We start from the raw sequence: 18508 nt of genomic DNA on the forward strand, positions 1-18508 counted from the left end.
GCCGGGCGCGCGGCGAGAGCCACGCGCCCGGCGCGCGACGGCGTCAGTCTTCCTGGGAGGCAGGAGATGCGACGGCGGCCGGGATCTCCGGGGCGTTCTCCGGGAAGTGGCAGGCGACGCGGTGGCCGCTGGCCAGCTCCTCCAGCGGCGGCTCGACCGTCCGGCAGATCTCCTGCGCCTTCCAGCAGCGGGTGTGGAAGCGGCAGGCGGGCGGCGGGTTGAGCGGGCTGGGCACGTCGCCGGTCAGCCGGATGCGGTCGCGGTCCCTGCGGGCCTTCGGGTCGGGCACGGGCACGGCCGACAACAGGGCGTTCGTGTACGGGTGCATCGGCGCGCTGTAGAGCTGCTTGCGCTCCGCGATCTCGACGATCTTGCCCAGGTACATCACGGCGACCCGGTCGCTGATGTGGCGCACCACCGACAGGTCGTGGGCGATCACGACGTAGGTCAGGTCGAGCTCGTTCTGCAGGTCCTCCAGCAGGTTGACGACCTGGGCCTGGATGGACACGTCGAGGGCGGAGACCGGCTCGTCGGCGATGATGAGCTTGGGCTTGAGCGCGAGTGTGCGGGCGATGCCGATGCGCTGCCGCTGGCCGCCGGAGAACTCGTGCGGGTAGCGGTTGTAGTGCTCGGGGTTGAGCCCGACGAGCTCCAGGATCTCCTGGACGGCCTTCTTGGTGCCCTGCTCGGTCCGCACGCCCTGGATGCGGAACGGGGCGCCGACGATGGCGCCGACCGTGTGGCGGGGGTTGAGCGACGAGTACGGGTCCTGGAAGATCATCTGCATGTCGCGCCGGAGCGGCCGGAGCCTGCCCTGGCTCATGTGCGTGATGTCCTCGCCCTCGAAGATCACCTTGCCGCCGGTGGGCTCGAGCAGTCTCGTGACGAGGCGTCCCGTCGTGGACTTGCCGCAGCCCGACTCGCCCACCAGGCCGAGCGTCTCGCCCTTGAACACGTCGAAGCTGATCCCGTCGACCGCCTTGACCGCGCCGACCTGCCTTTTGAGCAGGCCCTTCGTCACGGGGAAGTGCTTCTCCATGTCCTGCACGGACAGAAGCAGCTCGTTTTCACTCACTGGGTCTCCAGCACTGGCTTGATCTCGTTCTCCCACAGGTTCCGCCGCTCGGTCTTGCTCAGGTGGCAGCGCACCAGGTGGCCGCCCTCGGTCTCGGCCAGGGCGGGCACCTCGGTCTTGTCCTTGCCCTCGGTGCGCTCGGCGTACGGGCAGCGGGGGTGGAAGGCGCAGCCGGACGGCACGTTGATCAGCGACGGCGGGGAGCCCTTGATCGGCAGCAGCCGTTCGGTGCGCTCGCGGTCGAGGCGGGGCATGGAGCCCAGCAGGCCCCAGGTGTAGGGGTGCTCGGGGCGGTAGAAGATGTCGTCGGCGGAGCCGTACTCGATGCACTTGCCCGCATACATGACGAGGATGTCGTCGGACAGCTCGGCCACCACGCCCAGGTCGTGGGTGATGACGATGAGCGCGGAGTTGAACTCGCGCTGCAGGTCGCGCATGAGGTCCAGGATCTGGGCCTGTACGGTCACGTCGAGCGCGGTGGTCGGCTCGTCGGCGATGAGCAGCTCGGGGTCGCACGACAGCGCCATCGCGATCATGGCGCGCTGCCGCATGCCGCCGGAGAACTCGTGCGGGTAGCTGTCGACGCGCCCGGCCGGCTCAGGGATGCCGACGCGGCCGAGCATGTCGATGGCGTGCTTGCGGGCCACCTGCTTGGAGACGTCGTTGTGGATGCGGTAGGCCTCGATGATCTGGTGGCCGACCGTGTAGTACGGGTGCATCGACGACAGCGGATCCTGGAAGATCATCGCCATCTTCTTGCCGCGCAGCGTGCGTACGTGCTCGGCGGAGGCGCCGATGAGCTCCTCGCCGTCGAGCCAGATCTTCCCGGAGATCTTGGCGCGGCCGCCCTTGTGCAGGCCGAGGACGCCGAGGCTGGTCACGCTCTTGCCGGAGCCGGACTCGCCCACGATGCCCAGGGTCTTGCCGCGCTCGACGCTGAACGACAGGCCGTCGACGGACTTGACCAGCCCGTCGTCGGTCGGGAAGTGGATCTTCAGATCCTGGACGTCAAGGAAGCTCACGACAACCTCACCCTCGGGTCGACCACGGCGTAGAGCAGGTCGACGATCAGGCTCGCGACCACTACGAAGGTCGCGGCGACCAGGACGAAGCCCATGACCGGCGGCAGGTCCTGGTTTCTGATGGCCAGAATGGCGAACTGGCCGAGCCCGGGCAGAGTATAGGTGGTCTCGGTGAGCACAGCGCCGCCGACGAGCAGGCCGAAGTCGATGCCGAAGAGCGTGAGGATCGGCGTCAGCGCGGCGCGCAGGCCGTGCCTGACGACGACCTCCCGCTCGCGCAGGCCCTTGGCGCGGGCGGTGCGGATGTAGTCCTCCCCCATGGTCTCCAGCATGCCCGCCCGGGTGAGCCGGGCGTAGCCGGCGGCGAACAGGAACGCCAGCGTGATCCACGGCAGGAGCAGGTTGTACGCCCACTGCGCCGGATTCTCCGTGATCGGCGTCCAGGCGCCGCCCGGCGGGGTCCAGCCCAGGCCGTAGCTGAAGACGACCAGGGAGACCATGCCGGTGAAGAAGATGGGCAGCGACACGCCGGCCAGCGCGGTGCCCATGGACAGCCGGTCGAAGAAGCTGCCGCGGCGCAGCGCCGAGAGCACGCCGACGCTCACCCCGGCCAGCACCCAGATGATGGCGGCGCCGATGGCCAGGGAGAAGGTCACCGGCATGCGGTCGACCAGCTCCGGCCAGACGGCTTGCCCGCTGATGAAGGAGTAGCCGAAGCAGGGCGCCGGGCAATACTCGACCCCCGCGCCGTAGTTGTACTCGGCGCCGACGAAGACACCCTTCATGAACCTGCCGTACTGCACGGCCACGGGGTCGGTGAAGCCGAGCCGGTCGGCGATCAGCGCGACCGTCTCCGGTGTCGCGGCTCGCCCGACGTAGCGCGAGGCCATGGCCTCGGGTGTCGCCCCCGCCCACTGCGGCACGACGAAGAAGATGCCGAAGGTGACCATACTGATCACGATCAGCATCGCGAACGCGCCGATCAGACGTCTGATGAAATATGTCAGCACCGTTGCCGGCCGGGTGGCCGGCCCGTCGCCGGACCGGCCACCCCTGCCTTCACCTGCCTTCGCTAGATCCCCGAGTCACCACTGCTCACTGGACGCCGAGCAGGATGTAGTCGTACATGCTCTGGCCCTCGTTGTAGGCGATGTTCGTCACGCCCTCACCGCGCAGGAGCAGCGCCTTGGCCCAGACCACGGGAAGGATGGAGGCGTCCTCCATGACCTTCTTGTCGACGTCGACCCAGAGCTTCTCGCGGGCAGTGGTGTCAAGCTCCGCGGCGGCCTGGTCGATCAGCTTGTCAACCTCGGGGTTCTTGACGCTGAGGTTGTAGTTGCCGGCGGGGCGGATGGTACGGCTGTCCACGATGGCCTGCATGAAGCCGTAACCCGTGGGCCAGTCGGAGCCCCAGCCGTGGGTGGCCAGGCCGATGCCGTTCTTCTTGACGTACTGGGTGTTACCCGCGTAGTCGGAGAAGTAGCTGGAGGCCGGGAAGCCCTTGAGCGTGAGCTTGATGCCGACCTTGGCCAGCGCCTGCTCCATCGCCTCGGCCAGCGCCTTCTCGCGCGGGCGGTCGGAGCGGAAGGACATGGTCGTGGAGAAGCCGTTGGGCTGCCCGCAGGCGGCCAGCGCCTCCTTGGCCTTGGCCACGTCGCCCTTGTTCTCCGGCGTGGTGTACAGGTCGAACTTCTCCTGGCCGGCGATGGGCGGCGGCATCACGTTGGTGGCGAGGTCGCCACCGGCGACGGGGCCTCCGTAGGCGGTCTGGTTGGCGACGCGGTCCGCGGCCCACAGGACGGCCTTGCGGCAGTCCGGGTTGTCCAGCGGAGGGTTGTCAGGGATGACCGAGACGTACCAGAGCCTGGGGATCGTCGGGTTGTCCGTACGGGCCTTGAGCGCGGGGTCCGGAAGGACCTTGCCCAGCGCGGCGGGCTGCAGGCCGGTGCCCGGGATGTCCAGGTGGATGTTGCCGGAGATGAGCTGGTTGTCCAGGTCGTCGGCGTTGACGTTGAGCTGCACCTCGATCCGGTCCGGCAGCGCGGGACGGTTCGGGTCGGTGGCGGGGTCCCACTGGTCGTTGCGGACCAGTGCGAAGCTCTTGCCGATCTGGTTCGTCTCGAACTTGTACGGGCCGGAGGAGACGACCTTCTCCTTGTACTTCGCGCCCGTGTCCTTGGCCTTCGGAACCGGCGCGGTCATCGGCATCTGGACGATGTAGTCCATGTCCGAGAACGGCTTCGTCAGGTGGAAGACCACCGTCGTGTCGTCGGTCGCCTCGACGGCCGACTTGTAGTCGACGTCGGGGGTCTTGTAGACGCCCTTGAAGTCCTTCGGCCAGGCGAGCAGCTCGTTGAGGTAGGAGGGGCCGTGCGGGAAGGTCTCCTTGTCGAAGCTCCGCGCCACCGCGTAGGCCACGTCCTTGGCAGTGATCGGCGTGCCGTCCTCGAACTTCAGGCCGCTCTTGAGCTTGTACGTCCAGGTCTTGCCCTCGTCGCTGGGCGTGCCCAGCCCTTCGGCGAGGTCCGGGATCACGGTGTTGCCCTCGGGGCCGGGACCCGGCTTGTACATCGTCAGCGTCCGCCAGTAGAGGCGGCCGAAGTTGAACGAGTAGCCGTAGTACGTGTCACCGGGGTCGAGACTGTCCCAGTCGGAGGAATGCGCCGCCTTCAGCGTCCCTCCCTTCTTGGTGGAAGGGTTGTACACCTGGGTCAGCGCGGCGTTGGCCGCGGGTTGCGCGGCCGCGCCACCGGTCGCCGACTGGGCGGGCTGCTGCGGCGTGCCGCCACCTCCGCCGCCGCAGGCGGAGAGCACCAAGGCGAGCGCCGCTGTCGCGGCCGCCGCCAGTGCGGATTTCCTTCTCATTGACTAACCCCTTGTTAGTGAGATGGGGGATGGAGCGTTGGCGAAGGTCAGTGTGCGCGCGGGTCGAAGGCGTCCCTCAGCCCGTCGCCGAACAGGTTGAACGCCAGGACCGTGATGAAGATCGCCAGGCCCGGGAAGAGCACGAAATGCGGGAGCGTGTAGAAGCGCACCGCCTCCGAGAGCATGCCGCCCCAGGTCGGGGTGGGCGGGTTGACGCCGACGCCCAGGAACGAGAGCGCGGCCTCGAACAGGATGTTGGTCGGGATGAGGAGGGTCGAGTAGACCAGGATCGGCGCCATCAGGTTGGGCAGAACCTCACGGAACAGGATGTAGCCGTGACGCGCTCCCAGGCTGCGGGCCGCGTCGACGAACTCGCGTTCGCGCAGCGAGAGGGTCTGCCCGCGGACGATGCGGCCGATGCTGGGCCAGCTGAAGAACCCGATGATGAAGATGAGCATCGCGACGCGCAGCCCGTTGCCCTCCAGGCCGAACGCCTTGTCCGGGATGACACCCGCCAGGGCGATCGCGAAGACCAGCAGCGGGAAGGCGAGGAAGACGTCCATGAGGCGGCCGATGACCTGGTCGACCCAGCCGCCGAAGTATCCCGCTATCACGCCGAGCGTCGTGCCGATGAGGACCGACAGGATGGTGGCGAGGAAACCGATCAGCAGCGAGATCCCCGAGCCTGCGACGATGCGGCTGAAGATGTCGCGGCCGTTGACCGGCTCGACGCCGAGCAGGTGTTCGCTGCCCACGCCACCGAAGGTGCCCTTGGGCAGGAGCGTGTTCGGATCGATCTGGTCCTGGTGGAACTCCAGCGGCGGATAGCCGAGCGCGGAGATGATGGGCGTGGAGAAGACCGCCACGAGGATCAGCAGCGCCACGACGATCCCACCGGCGAGCGCGACCTTGTCTCGCTTGAGCCGCATCCAGGCGATCCCGGTCAGGGACCGGCCCTGGATGGCCTTGCCCGCTCCCGCGAGCACCGACTCCGGATGCGCTTCTGCGGCGGAACCGGAAACGTCTAGCGGTGCGGTCATGCCGAATTGCCCCCTGGATTCCAGACGACGTTGTCTGATGTCTACTGACTTTAGACCGCTTGTCGCGACCTCAGGAGGCAGAATCTATGGCCTGAGCTGCGCTGACTAGCCCCTCAGGCCGCTATGTGGCTAATCTGTGATTGATGCGAAACTCATTCGTATTGATCTTGAAGAGAATGTCCAGGACGCGTCCCGTTCATGTCTCGGAACTGTGACACAACCCTGACGCCACACCCGATTCAGCTGATGCCGCGGCGCTTGAGAAGGTCCTCTATGTCCGAAAAGTCGTCATCGCCGTTTTTTGCTTTCTGAGGGGCCACAGCCGGCTTCGGCTTGACCTGGGAGGCCGCCGGCTTGTTCGCCACGGGCTTAACGGGCTGCTTTCCTGGCGTGTCATCAGTGCTCTTCTTTCTGGACATGGCCAGCCTCCTGCCACGCAGGAAACCGGACACCACGAACAGCACCGCCGACAATCCCGCCACGGCCACGCCGGCCCACACCGTGGGATTGAAGACCAGGCTCGTCACGAAGGTCACCACAGCGGCGCCGATGTTCCACAGCGTCTGCAGCGCCTTCGTCAGGTAGGCGGCCAGCGGCAGCAGCGCCCACGCCGCCATCCGCATCCCCGCGGCCGCTCCCCTGCGGCGGAACGCCAGGAAGCTCAGCACCAGCCCCACCCCGGTCAACCCGGCGCACAGCGGGAACCACGCGATCTGGGAGTAATCCATGAGGGCACCCTCCGTCTCGGCTACTCCTCCCATCCTGGCACGCGACACGCCGCCTGCCCCTCCTCCGTGAGAACCAGGCTTCCCCTAGGGGGACGTACATCCCTTCTCGGGGTACGGGAGGCGGCCTTCCCCGACGGGGGGACGGCCCTCGCGGCGCACGTCCTGGCGGCCCTGCGGACGGCCCCGCCCGACGCCCGCGACGACGGCGGTCCCGGCGCCCGTCCGTGACGATCAGGCCGGCAGGAGAGCGCGGAGGTGCTGGACCGTGACGGTGGTGAGAGAGGAGACGACCAGACGACCGGGGGCGGGCTCGACGGGCAGGAGGCTGGGGACCGCGACGACCGCGCAGCCCGCGGCGGTGGCGGCGGCCACGCCGTTGGGGGAGTCCTCCAGGACGACGCACCGGACCGGCTCGACGCCCAGCAGGCCCGCGGCCGTCAGGTACGGCTCCGGGTCCGGCTTGGTGCGGGAGACGTCGTCGGCGGTCACCACGACGTCGAACCGGTCCCTGCCGAAGCTCTTGAGCACCGCGTCGGCGATCTCCTTGAGCGAGGAGGTGACCAGCCCCACGGGCACCCCCTCTGCCCGGACGGCGTCGAGCAGCTCGGAGGCGCCCGGCATCACGTGCACCCCCGCCGCCAGCCGCGCGACCATGCCGTCCGTCATCCACTCCCGCACCGTGGCCGCGGGCACACCCGAGCCGGACACGGCCAGCATGTAGTCGACCGTGCGCTCCATGGACCCGCCGACCAGGTGGGCCTGGTGCTCGGGCGTCCAGCGCGCGCCGAGCCTGGCCATCACCTCGGTCTCGATCTCCAGCCAGACCCGCTCGCTGTCGACCAGCAGCCCGTCCATGTCGAAGAAGACGGCTTCCATGTTCATGGCCTCCCTGCGGGAGGCGGGCTCGGTCGCCATACGCCGCCTTCCCCCGATCGGTGGTGCGTGCACGCCATTCTCGCCGTCCACGGGTGAACGGAGAGCGACCCGGCCGGGGTCAGACGTTGAAGTATTTGGCCTCGGGATGGTGCGCGACCAGCGCGGAGGTGGCCTGCTCGGGGTGGAGCTGGAACTCCTCCGACAGCGTCACCCCGATCCGCTCGGGATCGAGCAGCTGGAAGAGCTGCACCTGGTCCTCGAGGTTGGGGCAGGCCGGGTAGCCGAAGGAGTAGCGGCAGCCCTGGATGTTGACCTTGAGCATGTCGTCGAGCGACTCGTCGCCGCCCACGCCCCACTCGGCCCGCACCCGGGCGTGCCAGTATTCGGCCAGCGCCTCGGTGAGCTGCACCGAAAGGCCGTGCAGCTCCAGGTAGTCGCGGTAGGCGTCCTTGGCGAACAGCTCGGCCGTGGCCTCGGCGATCTTCTGTCCCATGGTGACGACCTGGAAGCCGACCACGTCCGGCTCGCCGGAGTCCTTGGCGCGGAAGAAGTCGGACAGGCACAGGTGGCGGTCGCGACGCTGGCGCGGGAACGTGAAGCGGGTGCGTTCCTTGCCGTTCTCGTCGAGGACGATCAGGGAGTCGCCGTCGCTGACGCACGGGAAGTGCCCGTAGACGACGGCCGCCTCCAGCAGGCCCTCGGTCTGGATGCGTTCGAGCCACATGCGCAGCCGCGGCCGGCCCTCGGTCTCGACCAGCTCCTCGTAGCCGGGCCCGTCGCCGCCCCTGGTGGGCTTGAGCCCCCACTGGCCGAGGAACAGCGCCCGCTCGTCGAGGAAGGCGGAGTAGTCGGCCAGCGAGACGCCCTTGACGACGCGGTCGCCGTAGAAGGGCGGCGTCGGCACGGGGTTGTCGGCGGCGACGTCGGAACGGGCGGGCAACTCCTCGACGGGGGTGCGCTGGAGCACCGCGCCGGTCTTGACGCGCCGCTCGCGCAGCGGCGGCAGCGTCGCGCCCGCGACGCCGCGCTTGACGGCCATGAACGCGTCCATCAGCCGCAGCCCTTCGAACGCGTCACGGGCGTAGCGCACCTCGCCCTCGAACAATCCGGCCAGGTCCTGCTCGACGTAGGCGCGGGTCAGGGCGGCGCCGCCGAGCAGCACGGGGTATTTCTCGGACAGGCCCCTGGAGTTCATCTCCTCCAGGTTTTCCTTCATGATGACCGTCGACTTCACCAGCAGGCCGGACATGCCGATGACGTCGGCCTTCTGCTCGTCGGCTGCCTCCAGGATGGCCGAGACCGGCTGCTTGATGCCGAGGTTGACGACCTGGTAGCCGTTGTTGGACAGGATGATGTCGACGAGGTTCTTGCCGATGTCGTGGACGTCGCCCTTGACCGTGGCCAGCACGATGCGGCCCTTCGTCTCGCCCTCGACGCGCTCCATGTGGGGCTCGAGGTAGGCGACGGCGGCCTTCATGACCTCGGCCGACTGCAGCACGAACGGCAGCTGCATCTGACCGGAGCCGAACAGCTCGCCGACCGTCTTCATGCCGTCGAGCAGCACGTTGTTGATGATCTCCAGGGCGGGCCGCTGCTCCAGCGCGGAGTCGAGGTCGGCCTCCAGGCCCTTGCGCTCGCCGTCGATGATGCGCCGCTTGAGCCGCTCCCACAGCGGCAGCGCCGCCAGCTCCTCGGCCTTGCCGGCGCGCATGGCGGCGGCGTCGACGCCCTCGAACAGGTCCATGAACCGCTGCAGCGGGTCGTAGCCGTCGCGGCGGCGGTCGTAGACCATGTCGAGCGCGACCTGGCGCTGCTCGTCGGGGATGCGCGCCATCGGCAGGATCTTGGAGGCGTGCACGATGGCGGAGTCGAGCCCGGCGTTGACGCACTCGTTGAGGAACACCGAGTTGAGCACCATGCGGGCGGCCGGGTTGAGGCCGAAGCTGATGTTGGACAGGCCCAGCGTGGTCTGCACGCCCGGGTAGCGGCGCTTGAGCTCGCGGATGGCCTCGATGGTCTCCAGGCCGTCGCGCCTGGTCTCCTCCTGGCCGGTGGCGATGGGGAAGGTCAGGCAGTCGACGATGATGTCCTCGACCCGCATGCCCCAGTTGACGGTGAGGTCCTCGATGAGGCGGGTGGCCACGCGCACCTTCCAGTCGGCGGTGCGGGCCTGGCCCTCCTCGTCGATGGTGAGGGCGACCACGGCCGCGCCGTGCTCGCGCACCAACCGCATGATCTTCTGGAAGCGGGAGTCGGGGCCGTCGCCGTCCTCGTAGTTGACGGAGTTGACGGCGGCGCGGCCGCCGAGCATCTCCAGGCCCGCCTTCAGTACCGCCGGCTCGGTCGAGTCGAGCATGATCGGCAGGGTGGAGGCGGTGGCGAAGCGGAAGGCCAGCTCCTTCATGTCGGCCACGCCGTCGCGGCCGACGTAGTCGACGCACAGGTCGAGCATGTGGGCGCCGTCGCGGGCCTGGTCGCGGGCCGTCTCCACGCAGTCGTCCCAGCGGCCCTCCAGCATGGCCTCGCGGAAGGCCTTGGAGCCGTTGGTGTTGCAGCGCTCGCCGATGGCCAGGTAGGAGGTGTCCTGGCGGAACGGCACGGTCTGGTAGAGCGAGGACGCGCCCGGCTCGGGGTGCGGGCGGCGCGCCGGGACGTCCTTGCCGCGCACACGCTCGACGACCTGGCGCAGGTGCTCGGGGGTGGTGCCGCAGCAGCCGCCGACCAGGGACAGGCCGTAGTCGCGGGTGAACGTGGCGTGCGCGTCGGCCAGCTCCTGCGCCGACAGCGGGTAGTAGGCGCCGTCGGAGGTCAGCACCGGCAGGCCGGCGTTGGGCATGCAGGAGAGCTTGAGCCGGGAGTGGCGGGCGAGGTAGCGCAGGTGCTCGCTCATCTCGGCGGGTCCGGTCGCGCAGTTGAGGCCGACGACGTCGACGCCGAGCGGCTCGATCGCGGTCAGCGCGGCGCCGATCTCGGAGCCGAGCAGCATCGCGCCGTTCGTCTCGATCGTCACCTGCGCGATGATCGGGATGTCGCGGCCGGAGTCCTCGACGGCCCGCTTGGAGCCGACGACGGCGGCCTTGACCTGGAGCAGGTCCTGGCAGGTCTCGATGATCAGCGCGTCGGCGCCGCCCGCGATGAGGCCGGCGGCGTTGTCGCGGTAGGCGTCGCGCAAAGTCGCGTACGGCAGGTGGCCCAGCGTCGGCAGCTTGGTGCCCGGGCCCATCGAGCCGAGCACGAAGCGCGGGTGGTCGGGCGTCGACCAGTGGTCGGCGGCCTCGCGGGCGATCCTGGCTCCGGCCTCGGAGTATTCGTAGACCCGGTCGGAGATGTCGTATTCGCCGAGCGCGGCGAGGTTGGCGCCGAAGGTGTTGGTCTCGACGCAGTCGACGCCGACGGCGAAGTAAGCGTCGTGGACGCCGCGGACGATGTCGGGGCGGGTGACGTTGAGCACCTCGTTGCAGCCCTCGTGACCGTGGAAGTCGTCGAGCGTCGGGTCCTGGGCCTGGAGCATCGTGCCCATCGCGCCGTCGGCGACGATCACTCGCTGAGACAACACTTCTCGGAAGGACGGGGAGATGCTCATGGCGTAGAGCTTATCGGGTGCTCTTCAAAGGCCGTTCGGGCCCGCCTCGGAAGATCGTTCAGGGTGGGTGGGTTGGTGGTGATTCGGGCGGCCTGGAGCGGGAGGATAGGCTGTGGAGTGTCAATTGAACTTCGCGTCCAATTGGGGTCTCCATGACCTACCGCACCGTGCTCGTCGGCACCGACGGGTCCGCCTCGTCCTTCCGCGCCGTCTCCGCGGCCGCGTCCCTGGCCGCGGCGACCGGTGCCGGCCTCGTCCTGGCCTGCGCGTACCTGCCTATGCGGGAGAGCGAGCGGTCGGCGGCCGCCGACCGGCTGGGCGAGCTGGCGTACAAAGTGAGCGGCTCCACGCCCGCCGACGACGCGCTGCGTGCGGCGCGCGAGCACGCGGTGGCGGCCGGCGCCACCGACATCGTCCTGGCAGCCGACCAGGGCGATGCCGTGGACGTGCTCGTCGCGCTGGCCGGCAGGCACCGCGCCGACCTGCTGGTGGTGGGCAACCGCGGCCTCAACAGCCTGGCCGGGCGGCTGCTCGGCTCCGTTCCGTCGGGTGTCTCCCACCGGGCCTCCTGCGATGTGCTGATCGTGCACACGACCGACGGCGGGCGCTGACCCGGCCGCCCGGCCGCGTCCTCCCCACCCCTTCCGGCTTACGTGAACCGGTCGTCTTCCTCACACGAACGGGCAGCCTTTCTCACACGAACGGGCAGCCTTCCTTACCCGAACGAGCCGTCTCCTCACACGAACGGGCCGTCTTCCGCCCACCGCGAACGGTCAGCGTTGCCCTGCCGGCGGCGGGTGGCGTGCCCACGGGCCGGACGGATGGCGTGCCGGCGGGCAGCGCTTCCGGCAGGGGCAGGGGCAGGGCGGAGGGCGGAGGGCGCCGGAGGGCGGTCCGACTCCAGGTTCCTCACCGGGCGAGCACGGGGCCGCCTGGCGTGCGACCGGCCGCCCCCGACGGGTGACGGGAGGCGGTGTGCGTACCCGCGCGATGGCGCGACACGCCGTGTTCACCGGGCTTCCGGGCATCGCCCGCGTGCCGTCGCCACTGGGCCGTGCCGTGACGGGTTGGGCGGGCGGCTGGCGAGGGAAGAGGTTCGGGGAGATCGGTACGGCGATGCCTCCTAACCGCATAGGCTTAGCGGGACGGTGGAGAGAGGAGGCGACACGTGATAGAGCTCGAAGGGCTCCCCGAGCTCGTCGACCCGGTGCTCATAGCCGCGTTCGAGGGGTGGAACGACGCGGGCGAGGCTTCCAGCGGTGTGATCGCCCATCTCGAGTCCTCATGGAAGGCCGAGCCGCTCATCGCGCTCGACCCCGACGACTACTACGACTTCCAGGTGACCCGGCCCGTGGTGGAGATGAACGACGGGCTGACCCAGTCGATCGTCTGGCCGACGACGCGGCTGCTGCGCGCCCGCCCGCCCGGCGTGGAGCGCGACGTCGTGCTGCTGCGCGGCATCGAGCCCAACATGCGCTGGCGCTCGTTCTGCGCCGACATCATCGAGATCTGCCGCGAGCTGGGCGTGGAGCTGGCCGTGATGCTGGGCGCGCTGCTCAACGACTCGCCGCACACCCGCCCGGTGCCCATCCTGGGCGGGGCGACCAACGCGGCGCTGGCCCGCTCGACCAACCTGGAGCTGAGCCGCTACGAGGGCCCGACGGGCATCGTCGGGGTGCTGCAGCACGCGTTCGGCCAGGCGGGGCTCGACGCCGTCTCGCTGTGGGCGTCGGTGCCGCACTACGTGGCCCAGCCGCCCAACCCGAAGGCCACGCTGGCGCTGCTGCGCCGCCTGGAGGACGTGCTGGAGATCCCCATGCCGCTCGGGGACCTCGACGAGGAGGCGCGCGCGTGGGAGCGCGGCGTCGACGAGCTGGCCTCGCAGGACACCGAGGTGGCCGAGTACGTCAAGGAGCTCGAGGAGCGCAAGGACGCCGCCGAGCTGCCCGAGGCCAGCGGGGACGCGATCGCCGCCGAGTTCGAGCGTTACCTGCGCCGCCGCGACACCGATACCGATACCTGACGAGAGAGTCCTCGTCACTGGGGCATCGGCAGCCTCCCCCGCCGCGATACTGCCAGCTAACCCTCAGGGATTAAGACCGACAATTTTCCGCGGTTTCGAGTAATAATCGGGGACCGTACAAGATTGCACAAAAGTTGGGACGCCTGTTTCGCCCGACCATCATCCCTTGAATCGTATGAACCTCGGCTTCGCGCCGTGATGCCTACTCACCGACCGCGCACCGTTAGGCACGCCATGGCGACTTCCCATGTAGATCCGCATCAAAGAAGTCAGGACACCCGGCGGCGCATCCTGGAGATGGCCGTCTCCCTCCGGGAGGACCGCAGCGGCGGCTCCGTGGACCACTTCCTCGCGTTGCTGCAGGACCGGCTTCCGCTCTGGCTGAGCATTCTTCACGATCTTTCCCATCGCACCGGAAAAGGGTGCGTATCGGACAATCTTCTTCCCGTTGTACGAGCGGGCATCGACTACTACATCGACGTGCAGAGCGCGGCGCTGCCCGCCTTCACCTCGCCGAACGTGACGGTCCGGTTCCGGCAGGCCGTCCGCGACACCGGGCTCGGGCCGAGCACGGAGGTCACGCCGCTGGCCGCGTATCTGGCGGCCGAGCAGCGGCTGGGGCGGGTGCGGTCCGACGTCGACCCGGAGGCCAGCGCGCGGCTGCTGATCGCGGGCTGCTTCCACCGCGCCTACATCGAGATGTTCCTCGGCGCGGACACGGAGCCCACGCGCGAGGCGAGCGCCTTGGAGATCGTGCGCGAGCTGCGGCTCGAGCCCGTCCCGTCGACGCCCGCCGTCGCCTAGTGCGACTGCGACGCCCGTGCGGGCCGCGGCACGCCGCGGCGGCCGTGCAGGGCCTCGTCGTAGCGGTGCCAGATCAGCGCCGCCACGTCCGGGTCCGCGCCCAGCGGGTCGCTCACCAGCCCGGCGCCCGCCGAGCCCAGGCGGTCGTGGAAGAACCCGGGCGCGAGGACGTACGAGGCGATCGCCACGCGCGCGGCCGGGGTCGAGCCGAGCCGTTCCATGGCCTCATCCAGCGACGGGGAGCCGGCCGAGGCGAAGGCCGCCGTGACCGGGCGCGCCAGGCGTAGCGCGAGCTGGTGGGCGGCGGCACGGACGTCGGCGAGTGCGGCCGGGTCGGACGAGCCGGCCGCGCCGAGGACGACCGCGTCGGTGGAGCGCAGTCCCGCCCGGGCGAGCTTGCGGGCCAGCACGGACGTCAGCAGCCGGTGCGGGCCGAGCCAGCCGGCGATCATCGCGTCGGGACGGTGCTCGGCGATCACGTCGGGCAGGTCGATGTGGACGTGGTAGCCGCCCGCCAGCAGCAGCGGGACCACGACCACAGGGCCGCGGACGGCCGGGAGCACGTCGGCCAGGAGAGGTGAGCTGATCTCCAGGTAGCTGAGCTCGACCCGCTGCCCGGGCCGGGCCCTCCTGACCGTCTCGGCCAGGGCCGACAGGGTCTCCTCCCCTGCGGTGCTGCGTGTCCCGTGCGCGGCAAGGACGAGTGCGGGCTTCACATCCCCGCCTCGTACAGGCAGGCCAGCCGGTAGCCGCGTTTGACCACCGTCTCGACGATCCCGCTCGGGCCGAGCGCGCGGCGCAGCCGGGTGATGGCCATCTCCACGGCGTGCTCGGCGGAGTCGCGCGCGATGCTACCCGGCAGCACGGTACGCAGCTCGGCGCGGGACACCACGTGCCCCGGCTTGTCGGCCAGCCGCTTGAGCACCGCCATCGGGGCGGGCGGCAGCGGCCGCAACTCACCGTCCACGACCACGGCGTGGCCGCGGATCTCCAGCTGGTGGTCCCCGGCCGTGAGCCGGGTGACGCCGTGCTCGGGCAGATGCCTGGCCAGGGCGCGGGCCAGCGCGCCGAGCCGGGAACGTTCCGGCTGCAGCGTCGGCACGCCGCGCGAGACCAGCGGCTCGGCGGTGACAGGCCCCACGCAGGCGGCCACGACGGACCCGCTGAACGCCGCCAGCAGCGCCTCCTCCAGCCCTTCGGCGCGAGCCGTGCCCAGCATGGCGTGCACGGCGGGCGCGCTGGTGAAGGCCACCGCGTCCACCGAGCCGGAGATGGTCTGGCTGATCAGGCGGCGCAGCGGCGAGATGTCGCGGTACGGCAGCCACCGGTAGACCGGGATCTCGATCACCTCGGCGCCCGCCTGGCGCAGCTCGGCCACGAAGCCGACGAGCGGCTCGCCGTGCTGCTGCACCGCGATGCGCCGGCCGTGCAGATCCTGGGCCAGCAGGTACTGCTTGACCTCTTCGCACGACTCGGTGGCGGGCGTCCAGTGGTCGTTGAGCCCGGCCGCGCGCACCGCTCCCCTGGCCTTGGGGCCGCGGGTGAGCAGACGGCTCCCGGACAGGTGCTCGCCCAGGTCGGCCGACAGCCCCCAGCCCTCGGCGGCGGCCATCCAGCCGCGGAAGCCCACGCCCGTGGTGACGACCACGTCGTCGAGCGGCGCCTCGAGGGCGAGCCTGGTGGCGGCGAGCAGGTCGGCGTCCTCCGCCAAGGGGACCAGCCGGATCGCGGGCGCGCTGACGACACGGGCGCCGCGCCGCTCCAGCAGCGCGCCGAACTCCTCCCGCCGCCGTGTCGCGGTCACGCCGACGGTGAAGCCCGACAGCGCGTCGGGCGCCGTTTCCGGGGAAGAGCCACCCGCGAGGGGAAGCGCACTCATTCCGGCACCTCCAGATAGTCGAGAATGCTTGGCCGGGCCCCGAGCGCCCGGCCAAGCATCACAGGCGCGTGTGACGCAAGTGAGATCACCCTCCGATACTGCTTTCGGGTGGTTTCGCCTACGGGTCTCCTCTGTTACCGCTGTGCTACAAGGCACCGCCCTCGCGGTTGGCGGGCGTGATCGCGGGAAACGTCCTTCATGACGACGCGGCCTATCGGGGAGTTGCGGGTGACGGTCCGGCCTATTCGCACGTTCGATGATCCGGTGCTCCGTTCGGTCGCGGAGCCGGTCCGCGACTTCGATCGGGAGCTGCGGCGGCTGGTGAAGGCGCTGATCGCCACGATGCGGGCGGGCGCGGGCCGGGCGGGGCTGTCGGCGCCGCAGGTCGGAGAGCCGGTGCGGGTCATGGTCTACTCGTACGACGGCAGATCAGGCCATCTGGTCAATCCGCGGCTCGAGTTGTCGGAGCGGCGGATCATCGCCGACGAGGCGTGCCTGTCGGCGCCCGGGGTGTGGTGGCCGCTGGAACGCTCCTACATGGTCACGGCGCGTGGCCGGGACATGTTCGGCAAGCCCGTGACAGTCAGGGCGCTCGGCGTGCTGGCGAGGGTGCTGCAGCATGAGGCCGACCACCTCGACGGCGTGCTCTTCAGCGACCACCTCGAAGCGGGCGAGCGGGAACGGTTTCTCGCGGCGGCTCTGCCGGCAGGCTGAGCTCACGCCGCTGCGCCGGGTCGGTGCCACCCCAGACGCCGTACGCCTGGCGGGTCGTCAGCGCGTAGTCCAGGCACGGCTCCCGCACGGGGCAGCCGTGGCACACCGCCTTGGCGCGCTCGACCTGTGACTGGCTGGGCCCTTCCATGGAAATCGGGAAGAACAATTCCGGGTCCAGGTCGAGGCAGGCGGCCTTGCGTGTCCAGCTGAGCATCATCATGACCTTCGCGCCTACCCATGCCTTCCGGCGCTATACATCCCGCAGCAACCGGTCCCAGTCGGACAGGAACCTGTCCAATCCGTAGCGGGCCAGCGCCGCCGCGCGCGCGGCCTTGCCGGCCCGCGCGGCGCTCTCGGGATCTTCGGCGAACGCGTGCAGGGCGTCGGCCAGCACGCTCACCTTCGTGGACAGCACCCCCGCCTCCGGGGGCACGGCCTCGATCGCCTCGGTGGCGGCCAGCGCGACCACCGGCATGCCCAGGGTCATGGCCTCGATGAGGGCCAGCCCGAGTGAGGTCCACCGGTACGGGTGCAGGTAGACCCGCCGTCTGGCCAGCTCGGCGTGCATGACGTGCTGCGGCAGGTCCTCGTGCGTGCCGTACGGCAGCCCGGCCACCTTCATGCCGAACACGTCCAGCGGGACCCGCTCGGCGAAGCGCGGCAGCAGGTCCGTGCCGGCGACCCTGGTGCGGCGCACCGGCTCGTTGACGACGACCCCGGCACGGGGCAGCTCGCCCGAGTACAGGTGGCCGGGGTCGGGCACTCCGTGCTCGATGACGCGCGTGGGCGCCTTGCCGTTGTCCCAGTAGAGCTCGTTGAAGTGGGTGACGTGGACCAGCGTCACGTCCGTGCGGCCGGCCAGCGGATGGCGGGTGTGCGGCACGTCGCCCTTGGGCGTGTTGTGCTCGACGTACACGCCGGGCACAGCGCGGCCGAGCCATTCGCGGGCCAGGTCGAGCTCGTGCGGCCGCTGGTAGACGACCACGTCGATCGGCTCGTCGCGGAGGCGGTCCCATGGGACCTCGCGGGCGCTGTCCGGCCAGTCGAACGTGGCGGCTCGTCCCCGGCCGTCGGGACCACGGCCGGGGACGAGCGGCAGCACGTACTCATGCCCGCCCCTGATGAAGGCGCTCGTCCATGAACCGTGCACGTGCCAGAGGAGGATCCTCACCAGCGGCTCCAGCCCATCGCGCGAGCCCAGGGAGCGGAGATGGCGGGCACGGGACTCTCGGCGTCGCTGAGCACGCGGTCCACGACGTCGGTCAGGTCGTCGGCGACCTCGGGGGCCTGATCGATCTCCTCCGGGAGCGTCACCTCGGTGGGGACCAGGATGCCCCTGGCGCCGGCGGCCCTGGCCGCCTCCATGTCCCTGCCGATGTCGCCCACGACGACGCAGTCGCGGGGGCTGACGTCGAGCACGGCGGCGGCCCTGATCACGAGACCGGGCGCGGGTTTACGACAGGTGCAACCGTCGGCGTCGTCGTGGACGCAGATCGCCCACGCGTCGAACGGGCCGAGCAGCTCCTCCACCCTGGCGTTCACCTGGTCCATCTCGTCGGGGGACACCAGCCCCTTGGCCACGCCCGACTGGTTGGTGACCACGGCCACCGGCACGTCGGCGCGGCGCAACCGGCCCAGCGCCTCCAGCGCGCCCGGCATCGGCTCGACCCGTCGCGGATCGCCGTTGTAGGGCACGTCCCTGATCAAGGTCCCGTCCCGGTCGAAGAGCACGGCGCCGGGACGTCGCTTTTCGAACACCTTTCACCTCCGTCGCGCTCACCGTCGGCTACCCGAGGGCAGGCTCGGCAAACAACTACTTAGCGTGACCAAGCGCAGGCGACCGCGCCCGTTTCCGCATCTCGCAGCCCTGTCGAATGTTTGAGCACCGCTTCTCTCGGT

18 protein-coding genes are annotated in these 18508 nt (G+C 70.0%); 5 read left to right on the forward strand and 13 right to left on the reverse strand.

Features of this window, described 5'->3' with window-relative positions:
* Window positions 1-43: 43 nt before the first annotated feature.
* The 6 genes from ACIBX3_RS26110 to ACIBX3_RS26135 form a co-directional block, all read right to left on the reverse strand.
* A complete protein-coding gene (locus tag ACIBX3_RS26110; RefSeq protein ID WP_397121750.1) occupies window positions 44-1039 on the reverse strand; it encodes an ABC transporter ATP-binding protein in 996 nt (331 codons plus the stop codon).
* A gap of 32 nt (window positions 1040-1071) precedes the next feature.
* The gene (locus tag ACIBX3_RS26115; protein ID WP_397121255.1) at window positions 1072-2097 is read right to left on the reverse strand and encodes an ABC transporter ATP-binding protein; all 1026 of its coding nucleotides are present in this window, start codon (window positions 2095-2097) and stop codon (window positions 1072-1074) included.
* The gene (locus tag ACIBX3_RS26120; RefSeq protein ID WP_397121257.1) at window positions 2094-3107 is read right to left on the reverse strand and encodes an ABC transporter permease; all 1014 of its coding nucleotides are present in this window, start codon (window positions 3105-3107) and stop codon (window positions 2094-2096) included. The genes ACIBX3_RS26115 and ACIBX3_RS26120 overlap by 4 nt, the downstream gene beginning before the upstream one ends.
* 85 nt (window positions 3108-3192) lie before the next feature.
* Entirely contained in the window at window positions 3193-4962 is a 1770-nt protein-coding gene (locus ACIBX3_RS26125; RefSeq protein ID WP_397121259.1) for an ABC transporter substrate-binding protein, read from the reverse strand.
* Between the two features lie 47 nt (window positions 4963-5009).
* The gene (locus ACIBX3_RS26130) at window positions 5010-6002 is read right to left on the reverse strand and encodes an ABC transporter permease (RefSeq protein WP_397121261.1); all 993 of its coding nucleotides are present in this window, start codon (window positions 6000-6002) and stop codon (window positions 5010-5012) included.
* A gap of 239 nt (window positions 6003-6241) precedes the next feature.
* On the reverse strand, window positions 6242-6730 hold the full coding sequence (locus ACIBX3_RS26135) for a cellulose synthase (RefSeq protein ID WP_397121263.1): 489 nt from the start codon (window positions 6728-6730) through the stop codon (window positions 6242-6244).
* 66 nt (window positions 6731-6796) lie between these two features.
* On the opposite strand from ACIBX3_RS26135, the gene ACIBX3_RS26140 reads away from it, so the two are divergent.
* Entirely contained in the window at window positions 6797-6958 is a 162-nt protein-coding gene (locus ACIBX3_RS26140) for a hypothetical protein (RefSeq protein WP_397121265.1), read from the forward strand.
* A 3-nt stretch (window positions 6959-6961) separates the two neighbouring features.
* Here ACIBX3_RS26140 and ACIBX3_RS26145 read toward each other — a convergent pair whose 3' ends face one another.
* The gene (locus tag ACIBX3_RS26145; RefSeq protein ID WP_397121267.1) at window positions 6962-7645 is read right to left on the reverse strand and encodes an HAD family hydrolase; all 684 of its coding nucleotides are present in this window, start codon (window positions 7643-7645) and stop codon (window positions 6962-6964) included.
* Window positions 7646-7724: 79 nt separating this feature from the next.
* The gene (gene metH / locus ACIBX3_RS26150) at window positions 7725-11189 is read right to left on the reverse strand and encodes a methionine synthase (protein ID WP_397121269.1); all 3465 of its coding nucleotides are present in this window, start codon (window positions 11187-11189) and stop codon (window positions 7725-7727) included.
* Between the two features lie 152 nt (window positions 11190-11341).
* Here metH and ACIBX3_RS26155 point away from each other — a divergent pair, with 152 nt between their 5' ends.
* The 3 genes from ACIBX3_RS26155 to ACIBX3_RS26165 all read left to right on the forward strand — a co-directional run bounded on the left by ACIBX3_RS26155 (window position 11342) and on the right by ACIBX3_RS26165 (window position 14016).
* Window positions 11342-11800: a universal stress protein gene (locus tag ACIBX3_RS26155; protein ID WP_397121271.1), complete on the forward strand. Its 459-nt coding sequence runs from the start codon at window positions 11342-11344 to the stop codon at window positions 11798-11800.
* Window positions 11801-12357: 557 nt separating this feature from the next.
* A complete protein-coding gene (locus tag ACIBX3_RS26160; RefSeq protein ID WP_397121273.1) occupies window positions 12358-13212 on the forward strand; it encodes a PAC2 family protein in 855 nt (284 codons plus the stop codon).
* A gap of 297 nt (window positions 13213-13509) precedes the next feature.
* Window positions 13510-14016: a hypothetical protein gene (locus tag ACIBX3_RS26165; protein WP_397121275.1), complete on the forward strand. Its 507-nt coding sequence runs from the start codon at window positions 13510-13512 to the stop codon at window positions 14014-14016.
* On the opposite strand, the gene ACIBX3_RS26170 is transcribed toward ACIBX3_RS26165, so the two are convergent.
* Together ACIBX3_RS26170 and ACIBX3_RS26175 are read right to left on the reverse strand one after the other, a co-directional pair.
* Window positions 14013-14732: a sirohydrochlorin chelatase gene (locus tag ACIBX3_RS26170; protein WP_397121277.1), complete on the reverse strand. Its 720-nt coding sequence runs from the start codon at window positions 14730-14732 to the stop codon at window positions 14013-14015. The two genes, ACIBX3_RS26165 and ACIBX3_RS26170, sit on opposite strands and share 4 nt — an antisense overlap.
* Window positions 14729-15895 (reverse strand): uroporphyrinogen-III synthase, encoded by a 1167-nt coding sequence (locus tag ACIBX3_RS26175; protein ID WP_397121279.1) that lies wholly within the window; start codon window positions 15893-15895, stop codon window positions 14729-14731. The genes ACIBX3_RS26170 and ACIBX3_RS26175 overlap by 4 nt, the downstream gene beginning before the upstream one ends.
* Window positions 15896-16093: 198 nt before the next feature.
* Between ACIBX3_RS26175 and ACIBX3_RS26180 the strand changes: the two genes are divergently transcribed.
* A complete protein-coding gene (locus tag ACIBX3_RS26180; RefSeq protein WP_397121281.1) occupies window positions 16094-16609 on the forward strand; it encodes a peptide deformylase in 516 nt (171 codons plus the stop codon).
* Here ACIBX3_RS26180 and ACIBX3_RS26185 read toward each other — a convergent pair.
* Genes ACIBX3_RS26185 through ACIBX3_RS26195 form a run of 3 tightly spaced genes read right to left on the reverse strand, consistent with a single transcriptional unit; the run spans window position 16545 to window position 18367 of the window.
* On the reverse strand, window positions 16545-16829 hold the full coding sequence (locus tag ACIBX3_RS26185; protein WP_397121283.1) for a WhiB family transcriptional regulator: 285 nt from the start codon (window positions 16827-16829) through the stop codon (window positions 16545-16547). The genes ACIBX3_RS26180 and ACIBX3_RS26185 overlap by 65 nt on opposite strands.
* Window positions 16830-16859: 30 nt before the next feature.
* Window positions 16860-17780 carry a glycosyltransferase gene (locus tag ACIBX3_RS26190; RefSeq protein WP_397121285.1) on the reverse strand — a complete coding sequence of 307 codons (921 nt, stop codon included), beginning with the start codon at window positions 17778-17780 and terminating at the stop codon, window positions 16860-16862.
* A complete protein-coding gene (locus ACIBX3_RS26195) occupies window positions 17777-18367 on the reverse strand; it encodes a D-glycero-alpha-D-manno-heptose-1,7-bisphosphate 7-phosphatase (protein ID WP_397121287.1) in 591 nt (196 codons plus the stop codon). Before ACIBX3_RS26195 ends, ACIBX3_RS26190 begins: the two co-directional genes overlap by 4 nt.
* Window positions 18368-18508 lie beyond the last annotated feature (141 nt).

It is taken from the genome of Nonomuraea sp. NPDC049480 (assembly GCF_044465905.1).
In the GTDB taxonomy this organism is placed as follows: domain Bacteria; phylum Actinomycetota; class Actinomycetes; order Streptosporangiales; family Streptosporangiaceae; genus Nonomuraea.